This window comes from Heminiphilus faecis, assembly GCF_008728965.1.
Classification (GTDB): Bacteria; Bacteroidota; Bacteroidia; order Bacteroidales; family Muribaculaceae; genus Muribaculum; species Muribaculum faecis.
Window position 1 is genome coordinate 1 of record NZ_VSMC01000040.1, and the last position, 12,300, is coordinate 12,300.

General features: G+C 44.1%; 9 protein-coding genes. All 9 read right to left on the reverse strand.

The features are described 5' to 3' along the window. Positions 1 to 389 precede the first annotated feature (389 nt). Positions 390 to 1,256: a protein adenylyltransferase Fic gene (gene fic / locus FW767_RS12280; RefSeq protein WP_136408906.1), complete on the reverse strand. Its 867-nt coding sequence runs from the start codon at positions 1,254 to 1,256 to the stop codon at positions 390 to 392. After that, positions 1,253 to 2,380, reverse strand: a complete 1,128-nt coding sequence (locus FW767_RS12285; protein ID WP_123399930.1) for a Fic family protein — start codon at positions 2,378 to 2,380, stop codon at positions 1,253 to 1,255. Before FW767_RS12285 ends, fic begins: the two co-directional genes overlap by 4 nt. 287 nt (positions 2,381 to 2,667) lie before the next feature. Then, on the reverse strand, positions 2,668 to 3,366 hold the full coding sequence (locus FW767_RS12290; RefSeq protein ID WP_123399928.1) for a hypothetical protein: 699 nt from the start codon (positions 3,364 to 3,366) through the stop codon (positions 2,668 to 2,670). Between the two features lie 13 nt (positions 3,367 to 3,379). Further along, a complete protein-coding gene (locus tag FW767_RS12295; protein WP_123399926.1) occupies positions 3,380 to 4,546 on the reverse strand; it encodes a DUF3800 domain-containing protein in 1,167 nt (388 codons plus the stop codon). A gap of 89 nt (positions 4,547 to 4,635) precedes the next feature. Then, positions 4,636 to 7,758, reverse strand: a complete 3,123-nt coding sequence (locus tag FW767_RS12300) for a type I restriction endonuclease subunit R (protein WP_150980678.1) — start codon at positions 7,756 to 7,758, stop codon at positions 4,636 to 4,638. Between the two features lie 3 nt (positions 7,759 to 7,761). After that, positions 7,762 to 9,075, reverse strand: a complete 1,314-nt coding sequence (locus tag FW767_RS12305) for a restriction endonuclease subunit S (RefSeq protein WP_123399922.1) — start codon at positions 9,073 to 9,075, stop codon at positions 7,762 to 7,764. Further along, a complete protein-coding gene (locus FW767_RS12310; RefSeq protein ID WP_150980681.1) occupies positions 9,072 to 10,640 on the reverse strand; it encodes a type I restriction-modification system subunit M in 1,569 nt (522 codons plus the stop codon). The genes FW767_RS12305 and FW767_RS12310 overlap by 4 nt, the downstream gene beginning before the upstream one ends. 294 nt (positions 10,641 to 10,934) lie before the next feature. After that, the gene (locus FW767_RS12315; protein ID WP_123399918.1) at positions 10,935 to 11,621 is read right to left on the reverse strand and encodes a hypothetical protein; all 687 of its coding nucleotides are present in this window, start codon (positions 11,619 to 11,621) and stop codon (positions 10,935 to 10,937) included. Further along, complete coding sequence (locus FW767_RS12320; RefSeq protein WP_123399916.1) at positions 11,605 to 11,982, reverse strand: plasmid mobilization protein; 378 nt, start codon at positions 11,980 to 11,982, stop codon at positions 11,605 to 11,607. The genes FW767_RS12315 and FW767_RS12320 overlap by 17 nt, the downstream gene beginning before the upstream one ends. Between the last annotated feature and the right edge of the window lie 318 nt (positions 11,983 to 12,300).

Genomic DNA, 12,300 nt, shown 5'->3' on the forward strand with positions numbered 1-12,300 from the left:
CCTCTGGTCTGCGCAGGCGCAGGCAGCGACCAGACGGTCACGGCCATATTTTTTCTCCAGCGTCAGTATGCCCCGACAGGATCTGAATGCTTTTGGAGGATATTGCATGACATGCTCCACTTCCCGATGCAGTTTGGGAAGGGGGTTAAGTGTCAAGCGTTTGCGGTTTAACTGGTTCAAGCCATCTCGCAGAAAGTGACTGAAAGTGAACGAAGTAGCAATTTTGTCATATCCTGGGCTGTCTCAGCTCCATTATGTGCAACCATATCAGTTGCTTATTTCAATGGCAAAGTTAGCGATTGTCAGACAAATAACCAAATTTGATCTGGCATCTCAGCCACTGTAATTATTACCACGGTAATAATTACGGCGGTAATAAAATTTGACAGTTATTCTTCTTCGTAGTAATATGAGTAGTCGATGCCTTTCATGAACATCTCGCGGTCAGTAATACGATCGGTGAGAGCCGGTCTGATAAGATTCTTGATTGAAGCGGAATCTACCACGCTTGCAACCATTGCATCCATATATTCCGATTTCCCGACCTTACTCCAGTCGACACAAAGTTTTAATGACCTTTTCAGCATCATATCTAGCCAGATACGTGTGCTGCGGCCATTGCCTTCCATAAATGGATGAGCCACGTTCATCTCCACATACTTGTCCATAATCTCATCGAATGTAGTTTCCGGCATCCTCTCAATAGTGGACAGCGAAGTAGGTAGATACTGCACCATAGCAAACTGAAAACCACCCTTGGCAATATTCTTAGTACGTATCTTACCGGCAAAGTCATATAATCCACCGAAGAGATATGAATGAATTTGCTGCAGACCCATTACTGTTCCTACCTCAATGGTCGACATCAACGAGCTATCCCACAACTCGTATGCCTTGTCACGACTTTTATTGTCAAGCTGGTCTTCTCCCGTGATTAGCCATTTCGCAAACGCCATTGCATTTCGGCTTGGGGTGGCATCAATGAGAGAAAGTATGTCTGCTTGCGAGAGGCAATCTGTAAGATAACGTTTCCCGTCAGCAGCAGCCATCTTCAGTTGGTTACATTTTGTAACCAACTCGTTTCCGTCTTTTGCCAGACGGTGCTTCATCACTTTCCAGTAATTGCGTGGATTCTTGCTTTCAGTGAGAATTGCAATAACATCTACTACCGAGAAGAGCCACTGAGAGTTAGCGCTATCCCATGCTGCACGCACTTCGCGGTCATTGAAAAATCGTATTGATATTTTGTCGCTCATGATTCAGATTTGTTTATGATCCAAGTGGCATTATTCTTTGCTCCGATACGTGAGAGGATTGCTTTCTCTTTTAGGGAGGCAATGGCGCGATCAACCGTTCGCTTGCTCAGTCCGGTTTTGGTTGCAATGGCTGCGATTGAGATTTGAGGATTCTCTTGAATCATCTTTATTACAGCCATCTCCTTCAGGGAAAGGTGCGCGGTTAAACGCATTGGCGTTTCCAAAACGTCATTTTGGCGTTTAGCGTCCTTTGAAACGTCAGACTGACGTTTATCTTCACTCCATCTGATGTGAAGTGTGCGATTTCGCAAGTCGGCAGGTACGCCAAACACCGCAAAGTTCATGAAGCGTTCAAGTGGCTCAAATGTGCGGTGAATCCCATTGGGGATGTTCTCATATTGAGACCTAACCAACGCATTCCGAAAGAACCATGAATGTTTGGCAAAACTCTCATTGTTGACATCAAAGCCGAAACTACGGAGATACTTTATCAGGAACACGGCAGTAGTGCGGGTATTGCCCTCGCCGAAAGCGTGAATCTGCCAAACGCTTGATATGAATCGGGCGATATGGTTGATCGCCTCCTGTGCGGAATGGCTACTATAATCAAACTTCTTTTCCTCAGAGAAATCAAATGTCATCAGGTCCATCAAATTCCCGGCATTGGCATATTCGATTGTATCACCATCAAGAATCCACTGATTCTTAGTGATATTATATGTGCGGAACAATCCGGCATGAGGCAGAATACCCTTGAAAAGATAGCCGTGAATATGTGCCAACTCCATAGGAGAGAAAGTAAAAGCCTTTTGCGCCAACAGAGCATTGATTCGTTCAGATACACCATCCGCCTCAAGAGTTCTGTCCGCCTCTGCCTTTTCCCGCACATCTTTCTGCTGATAGTACTCTTCAAGTCGATGGCGTACATCTTCAGTGCTTATCTTCCCTTCGATATTCTCTTTAGCTTGCGATACAAGAAAATCCGATGGCGTCAACCCATCAACCTGCTGCAAGCCGATGGCAATAGACCAGTTCTTCGCCCTTTGCACCTTATCCGGCTCAGAGGAACGCAAATACTGCTCAAACTCCTGATATTTATCTTGGTATGCCATGATTACATTCATTAAAGACTTCCGATATTCGTCTGCCAAGCATCAGCCTTCTCTTTATGTCCCTGATCCTCGTGAACTATATATTCGTCAAACTCCGACATTGTTGTTAATTCGAATTCTATTGTCAAAATCGCTGGCAAATGCGCAAATCGAGCGGTATGTTCTATCTAGGTTCCAACCGTCCTTGAACTCAATACGGTTGGCTTCCACTTTTCTCTGCATCAACATACCTTCAACATTTATATGTAATGACATAATAATATAGAGACATCAAAGTAGGTTAATTCATGAAAGGATACTCAGTCGTCATATTTATAATCAGGGAAAGGTATAGCTTTAGTCATCTCAGTCAAATCAACATTCTTAAATGTGGCTATATTATGCAACCGGATGTTGAAATCGTCAATTAACTGGGTATACTTATCCTTAATATAAATGAAATTTTGATGCTCCTTAATCTCATTGTCAATAGGGTCAAAGATGCTTTTAAACTCCTTAACAGCTTTCTTGAAAAATTCTGGAGTGCCAGATCCGAATGACACCATCGTGACTTCAAGCATATATTCCTTTAGTTCGTCCAACAGCCAAGTATACCCCTCCGCCTTTTGAGGCATGGATAAAGAATAAGGAATTGCTTGCATAAGGGAAAGCACCGCATTAAGAGTCTGGAGACAATCTTTGTGATATAACCTTGCGAGGATAATATTGAATCCTTCCTGTTGTTGTAAATTTATGGAATTGGTTTCCTCTCTCTGGTGTTCAAGTTCTTTTCTCAGACTTTCGAGTTGTGATAATTTGTTCCGGAAGTCCAAAACGTTGAAAATTTGGTATCCGATTAGTAAAGTTACAGAAATGCCTATAAAAGCCCCCATAACGCCAATAAATGTTGAAATGTCAACTACACTGGATGCTTTAACCTTAACAAAGAATAAAGCAAGTGTTATTAGCGAAAACGATAAGCTTATAAAGCCACAATATATGCTCAGTTTGTTTCTCATATTCAGATAGTACTTAGTCTTTTCTTTCCATTGCTGCTAATAATGCTTTCAAACCTTTGTTTTCAGGGGTGTCAAGAATCTGAATGTTGTCAAGTGTTCCCAATCTCAAAACATCATCACATATTTTGACTCTATTAAGCATTGGCATAAGAATGGATTTGCTGTGATTGATGAAATCGTGAATTTCCTTTACTTTTGTGGGGATTTTGTAACCGCTTTTACTGCTAGCAATTACAACTCCTTCATCTCTTAAGCCAGCGATGATCTTATTACGGAATGTAGTTTTGTTCATTTCATTGTATCCTATGCGGCTAAGATGACCAATCAGTTCTTTGGTTAAAATGTAATCTCGCATAGGATTATTAATTGCTCTAAAAAGAAGATATGTCAAGATTGCAGTGCGCTGAGCTTCTACTTCGTCATCGCTTCTTTGGTGCGTAACGATATAATTATAGGCTTTTCTATAACAAATTTCAGCTATCTCTTTATCCTCATCTTCGGAAAATGCTGTATTTGATAGAAAATCATTGAAAGTTCTTGGATAATATAGAATTGGGAACATATGGTTCTTTATGATTCCGGCAAAATCTATATTGCATTTTTTATCATAAACAGATTCATCAATGTTTCGAGCCAGTGATCCAGCTATGAAATCTGCAAGTTGGATTATCACGTTTGATTTGCTATCTTCAAACGTGATGTCAAATTCATCAAACAAACTTGGATTTGGATTCCTCTTTTTTGCGTACTCTACGAATCCATTCAGGAACTCGCGGCTGCCCATACCATCATTATGTAGACGAAGTCTGCTAATGTTGGAGCGTAAATGCTCATAAATCCTCTGATAAAGGAATTTATAGAAACTTGTTTTGTATTTGAGTCCTGATTGAGAACTCAGTTTGTGCTTATCAATTACCAAAAGCAGTATATTGAAATCAAGTTTGGCAAGTTTTTGAAGAATCCTTGCTCTTCGAGTATGATTCTTACCTACAGAACTCGATTTCATTTCCCCAGATTGGAATTCCTGCTTTCTGATTATTTCCACTCCAGATTCAAGAGCTTTTACTTTCGACTCCGGCACAAGTATGGCTGCGATGATAAAATGAGAGGATGCTCCTTGTTTTGAAACATCCAAATTCGAATTCCCGAATTCATCTAAATAAACGTGCGTTAGTTCCATTGTTTGACGCTTCTATGACGGTTCTATTTATGATTGGTATTTAGATTGGTGTTAATGGCTGATTTTTTTACAGATTATAGGATTAGCACTTACTCGGGTCTATAAAACTCGCCGCCAGAGATGTCGAAGAAGCGGTCAAAGAAGTCTTTGAGTTTCGCAATGACTGATTTCTTCTTTTCGGCTCTCTTGGCGCCGGCTCCTCCAAATAAGCCCATTGGCGGAAGTATCTCGGCAATGGCAGTGCCGCTCTCTTTCACTCCACCTTCGCGGAATGATTGACTGACAAAATCAAAAGTCTTATCGCGTTTGATGTTTTCTGCGGTGATAATATCCTCAATCTGCTGTTGTTGGCTCTGACGCACAAATTCATGCCATTGGTCGTGAACGTCGTTTTCGGGCGTATGACTCTCGATGAAGTCCTCAATAAGTTCTTTCTTGTTGCGGAGGTCGGGCGAAGCCTCGACCGATTTCATGGCCTTGATAATGATTTCTCGGTCGTGGTTCTCATCTCCGTCAAGCTGACCCACAAGAAACAGGATGTAGTCGATATTGATTTCAATCGACTTCATCAGCTCCATCTCAAAAACGAGGTCATCATTGATGTTTGTCAGTTCACCTTTCTTCGGACGGTATTTGTCGTGCAGTTCATTGTAAAAGCCTCGGTAATCGACAAAATCATCGTCTGAAATGATGTGATTGTCGGCAAATTCATCGAAGGTCACAAGGATGTTGTAAGCCCGAAGTATAGTGCCGAATAGCTTGATAAACTCTTTCTCGGCGGTTTCTCCAAGTATCGGAGTGCCGAGAGGGTATTTTGCGAGAAGTTCCTCAATAAGCTCTTTCCAACCGGGATGATGTTTTCCCTGCTCATCATCATAGCCGAAGAAATAGTCATCAAAAGTCTTCAGTAATATAAGCCCGGCGGCATCTTTGTTGCCGAAAAGTTGTAGGCAGTCGTTTGTGGCCTTTTCAAGATTACGGAAACAGACTATATTGCCATGGTCTTTGATGGAATTGAGTATGCGGTTGGTACGCGAATAGGCTTGCAACAATCCGTGATAACGAAGGTTCTTGTCAACCCATAGCGTATTGAGCGTTGTGGCATCGAAGCCTGTGAGGAACATATTCACCACAATGAGCAAATCGACTTCGCGGTTTTTCATGCGAAGCGACAGGTCTTTGTAGTAATTCTGGAATTTATCGGCCGAAGTGTCGTAGCTTGTGCCAAACATATCGTTATAGTCCTCAATGCACTTTTCAAGAAAGTCCCGGCTCGGCTGGTCGAGTCCGTCGGTATCTTCAGGTGATTCATCTTCTGTGTCAACGTTAGGCGAGTAGCTGAAGATAGTTGCGATTTTAAGCCGCTTGTCGGGCGGCAGGAGTTTGTTGTGCCTCTGTAACTCAGAGTAATAGAGCTTAACAAACGGTATTGAGGCGACTGCAAAGATAGAGTTGAATCCTGTTAGTCGTGTTTTGGCTTTAATCTCTTTGACCTTGTTGCGGTCTTTGGCGGTTGCCACTTCACCGACATTGGTCAGTTTAGAGAAAGTGTAGCTGCGGGCATCACGACGAGTTTTCTGCGCAAAGTGCTCCATGATGTATTTCGATACCAGTGAGATGCGCTCCGGAGCCATCAATGCTCGCTCTCGGTCAATATTGCTCACCTGCTCATCGAGTATTTCATCTTCTTCACGCATGGTGCGGATATAGTCAACCTTAAACGGCAACACATTTTGGTCGCGGATGGCATCAACTATCGTATAGCTATGGAGTTGGTCACCAAAAGCGCCCTCGGTAGTTGTGAACTCGACGTTGCGTATTGCTCCGGCATTGTCGGGAAATATCGGTGTGCCGGTAAAACCGAACATATGGTATTTCTTGAATTTCTTGGTGATAGCCTTGTGCATATCGCCAAACTGCGAGCGGTGACATTCATCGAAAATCAAGACGGTATGCTGACCGTAAACCTTATGTTGCGGATTGCGGGCGATGAAATTGGAAAGCTTCTGAATGGTGGTGATGATGATTCGGGCATTAGGGTCATCGAGCTGCTTTTTAAGCACCGCAGTAGATCCGTTGGAGTTGGCCGCGCCTTTCTCAAAGCGGTCATACTCTTTCATCGTCTGATAGTCGAGATCTTTGCGGTCAACTACAAACAGCACCTTGTCAATCTCATCGAGCCGTGATGCAAGCCTCGCGGTCTTGAATGATGTGAGGGTCTTGCCCGATCCGGTTGTATGCCAGATATAGCCGCCTCCTTCACGCTTGCCGTATGTCTTGGCGTTGGTGGAGGTTTTTATGCGCAGCAGAATTTCTTCTGTGGCAGCAATTTGGTATGGGCGCATTACCAACAAAAGATTCTCCGACGTGAATACACAATATTTAGTAAGAATGTTCAGGAGTGTATGCTTTGAGAAGAACGTCTGAGTGAAGTCCATAAGGTCATAAACAGGCTCATTGTTTTTGGTTGCCCAATAGGACGTGAATTCAAACGAGTTTGAGGTTTGCTTCTTCCCTTTACCTTTGCCATTTTTCTGATTTGCTTTGCTGACGGCATCACGGGTGGTATTGCTGTAATACTTGGTAAGAGTGCCGTTGGAAATTACGAAAATCTGCACAAACTCATACAATCCGCTTCCTGCCCAAAAAGAATCACGCTGATAGCGGTCAATCTGGTTGAATGCATCCTTTATGCTTACACCGCGACGCTTCAATTCCACATGGACGAGCGGAAGACCGTTGACAAGGATTGTCACATCATAACGGTTGTCAAAAGCCCCACCTTCCGGCACATACTGGTTGATGACTTGAAGCGAATTGTTGTGGATGTTGATTTTATCGATAAGCGAGACATTGACAAGAGATCCGTCTGGGCGTGTCCAAGCCTTGACGTTGTCCTCCTGTATGGTCTTGGTCTTCTCAACTATACCCATATTGGGGTTACCGATAAATTCATTGAAGAAGTCAGACCATTCTTTATCTTCGAAAATAATATTGTTGAGCCGTTCAATCTGGTGACGGAGGTTGGCAATCAACTCTTTTTCCGAGGTGATTGTCAGATATTCGTATGCTTGGCGAGTGAGCCGTTTGATGAAATCGCTTTCCATCTCTGCTTCACTCTGATATTGCGCGGCATTGTAATAACCCGGCTCGAACTCGGCAACAACCGTCGATTCCGGATTCTCCGACACCATTTGATACTGCTCTGCCATATATTATGCGATTTGTTTGAAAGTCAATAATTTGTTGCGGTAATATTCATATTGCTCCTTGACAGCTGCTATTTCAGCGGGGAGGCCGGTAGTGAGGTCGTTTACCAGCGTCTCAAAGCGGTCAAGGATGGAAGCAATTTTTACTTGAAGTTCATACTCGGGTACTGGAATTATTACTTTAGCTAAATCAGTACCTGAAACGGAACATATTTTAGCTTCATTAGCATACATCCGTACCTGCTTATGATATTTAAGAGATCGACATACATGAGAAACAAAGTTAGGATACATTTCACTTTTGAAAATGAAACAGGCATCATGCACTGCTGCCGGTTCATCACCAAGCCATGCGAGAGCATTACCAAGATCATCTTTGTTTTCGCCAGCTGCCACTATAACCACATCGTTCTTGTTGGCATATCTCATTTTCTTAGCAACGTCATCATTGATGAAGCCGGGTGTCTTATCTGCATATAAGCCATAATGAGTATACATATCTCCATAGTGAATACATGGGACACCATTATCCACTATGTCTGTCCGAACAAAGCGTTTGCCACGAATAAATGTGCCAATTTCGCCCATAGCTTTCCAAGTAATTTTGTAACTATGCCCCCCCCAGGTAGTTACGTCATCCATCTTTTGCTCACCATCGGTCCCGCAGCCGCAGGCGGAGGGATTGAAGGTGAGTAAAAGATTGCGATAATATTCATATTGCTCTTTACGTGCTTGCAGCTCCGCTTGCAGCTCCGCTTGCAGCTCCGCTGCGTAGTCCGCGAAGCGGTCGAGAATTTTCACAATTTCCTCCTGTACCTCAATGGGTGGAACGGGAATCGAGATTTCTGAAAGGGCCGATTGGGAGATGTTTGGGACAGAGCCAATTCCAGTAAATTTCTTAACTTCAGATTGAAAACGAGTATCTTGAAGAATATAGTTGAGATACGATGGATTGACTTGAATATTTTTTAATACAACAAGCTGAGGATTTATTGTTGCCTTACATGGGAGATTTTTGATTAACGCACATTTACCAACAGATGCAGTTTTAGTAAAAACGACGTCTCCTTCTTCAATCATTATTTCTGGAGATTCATAATATTTATCCCATGAAATATAGGTTGAATTATTATAGTCGATAACTTCATTGACTATATTCGATGGGCTTAAGGATATGGCACCTTCGTTATTTGGAACTATATCTTTTCGTGTGTAACCGCGAAAACCAATTCTACCCTTAATTTCGCATATCTGTCCTAATTGTTTGTAAGGTACTCCGTTTGGACAATGATGATTGATAAGTTCTTGTAGTTTGCTCATATTGTTTCGGCTTCAATTTCTTTGATTATAGCATCGATTTCGGCACGGAGCTTGTTTTCATGCTCTACGATGCGGGCAATGCGGGCGTTGAGCTCTTTTATATCGGTTTGAGGGCGGGTGTCCTCGGCCTCGACGTATGAGCTGACGGAGAGGTTGTAGCCGTTTTCGGCGATGGTAGCGTTGTCTACGAGTGCTGAGAAATGTTTAACTACCTTTCGGTCTGCATATTCGACAACAATAGCATTAATATTATCGGGCGAGAGTTTGTTTTTGTTGCCCTCATGCACAAAGAGTTGGGATGCATCGATAAAAAGGGTCTTATTCTCTTTCTTAGACTTCTTCAAAACAATGATACAAGTGGCAATTCCTACTCCGAAGAAAAGGTTCTGCGGTAGTTGGATTACAGTATCAACATAGTTGTTATCAACAAGGTATTTACGAATTTTTTGTTCATCGCCACTGCGATATAGAACGCCGGGAAATTCGACTATTGCGGCTGTGCCTTCAGTGGATAGCCATGCGAGCATGTGCATGGTGAAGGCAAGGTCGCTCTTGCTTTTTGGTGCGAGAACACCGGCTGGGGCAAATCGGAGGTCATTGATGAGCAATGGGTTATCTTTGCCCACCCACTTTGTGGAATAAGGTGGGTTGCTGACTATGGCATCAAAAGGTTCGTCATCCCAATGGTATGGCTCGAGCAGCGTGTCGCCATTGTGGATGTCAAACTTATTGTAGTTGATGTTGTGGAGGAACATATTGATGCGGCAGAGGTTGTAGGTGGTGATGTTCAACTCCTGTCCGAAGAATCCCTGTTTCACATTGTCGGCACCGAGTATCTTGGCGAATTTAAGCAGCAAGGAGCCGGAGCCGCAAGCAGGGTCGTAAACCTTGTTTACCCACTGGCGGTTGTGGCTGACTATACGGGCAAGCAGTTCGCTGACCTCCTGAGGAGTGTAGTATTCGCCACCGCTCTTTCCAGCATTTGAGGCATACATCGCCATGAGGTATTCATATGCGTCGCCAAAAAGGTCAATCTGATTATCCTCATAGTCGCCTTTCAGGTCGATGCCTCCGATGTTGTTGAGGATCTTAGTGAGTTGTTCGTTTCGCTTCTCAACAGTGCCGCCGAGCTTATTGGAGTTGACATCAATGTCAGCAAAGAGTCCTTTGAGGTCATCCTCGCTCTCTGTGCCGACAGCCGATGCTTCGATAGCCTTGAATATTTCAGAGAGTGTTACATTTAGATTGGGGTCATTCTTTGCTTGCTTACGCACGTTGCAAAATAATTGCGACGGCAGAATGAAGAATCCTTTTTCACGCACAAGGTCCTCCTTGGCGGCAATAGCTTCCTCATCGGAGAATGAAGTATAGTCAAAGTCGGCATCACCGGCTTCGCGTTGCATACGGTTGATGTAATTTGTGATGTTCTCCGAAATAAAGCGGTAGAACAATATGCCGAGGACGTAGGACTTGAAATCCCAGCCATCGACCGAGTTGCGCAGGTCTTCGGCTGTAGCCCAGATAGCCTTGAAAAGTTCCTGTTTCTGTTGGGTGCTTGTCGCCATTGATAATAAAAACGCGAAAACTCCACGAAGTAGCATCTGAAGGCTGACCTAATCGAGCTATGCTCGCTTTGCATCCGCAAAGAATGCCTGTAACGACTACTCAGGAGTTCTCAAACAGTTTTCGGCTCGTGCCGGTTGTATTTTCTATTAATTGGTCATTTTCAGATAGACGTTACTATTCCTTTTACAAAATTACACATTTTATTTGAGCGAGACAAGGCGTTGAGGGAGAAAAAAGTAGCTCTACATTGGGCAAATATGGTTTTTGTCGGGTGTGGAGCTACGATGTGAGGATTATTCCGCCGGGGTGTAGAGGCGTTTCAGGCGATCAAGGGAGTGGGCGTGGCGGAGGGAGTCGCGGTAGGCGATGTCTTGTTGCCAACGGCCGGTTTGCCAGTCGCGGTATTGCTTTGGGAAGTTCTCGCGGTAGAATTGTCCGAAGGCGATGGCTTCGGCGTTGTCCTCATACCAGCGGTCGAGTTGCCCGATACGGTTCTCATAATCACGTCTTGTGTCGGATGCCGAGCGCGACACAAGTATGCTGCCCATTATGCAGATGCCGACAACCAAGCCTACAATTCCGAATGTGGGAAGGTGTAACCGGAACACGTCGCTCCAACTCTTGAAGTTGTCATCAAGACGCTTGCGGTCATCTTCGGAAAGGGTTGCATCAATGGAGGTCGGGATAGAGTCGAGTTGCCGTTCCAATCGGTCATGAAAGATGGCGCGGATAGTCGCCTCGTCGCGTAGCATCATTCGGATTTCACAGGCGTGACCAAAGTCTTTCATCGTTCCGTCATCGTCAAGCAGTGCCTCAAACACCGCTCCGGCAAGTTCCTCGCTCGATTTGGCAGAAGCCTCAAAGCAGCGTGTGGCATCCTCGATGCGTGAGACGAGTTCTGCGAGATTGGCAATATCTTTCTTATCAGGCGTTTCCGGCAGGTTTGCCGAAGATGGTACATTGTCAAATGGGTTGCTCATTATCGTTATTGTTTGTGAGTGATTGTTTTGCGTTAGAGAGTTCGGTCGCTATGTATTTCAGCGCGTCAATCGCCCATTGGTCGCATTGCTTCTGAGTGTTGACGTGGCGTGCTATCTGGTTGAGATTGTTCTTCATGCCGATGAGGTCGCGGAGCCACTGGCGCGTTTCAGGTGAACGATCAGGAATCTTGCGCCGCATAACAATCAGTCGGCAAAGGTGGCTCAATTTTACACCCCGCTCATTCGCTTTCGCCTCCAGTGTCTCGCGCTCGGAGCGTGACAGTCGGAATGTTATGCGTTCCGATAGGTTCTCAACGGGATTGCGCTTGTTTCGTTGCAAGGCAGATGGTTGTTTCTTCATATTCTGAATTTTAGAGTTTTATAATTTGTAGCCGTTCCGGCGTTTCCATTCATCGTCAAGGTCATCGGAACTATGACTGTCACGAATCTCATGTTCGGCATTACGGGAACTACCGGATGGGGCATCTTTTATTCTCGAATTATGCTTTGACTTTGAGGGAGAATAAGTTGGCCGAGATTGCTTTGAGGGAGAAGGTGGAAAAGCCACTCTACTTTGACCCTTTTGGCCAAACAGAATTCACCCCTTTGGCCATAATATGATTGACCCTTTTGGCCCAAATAACATTAACCGCTTAACACAAGAGTTATTAGAGATTTT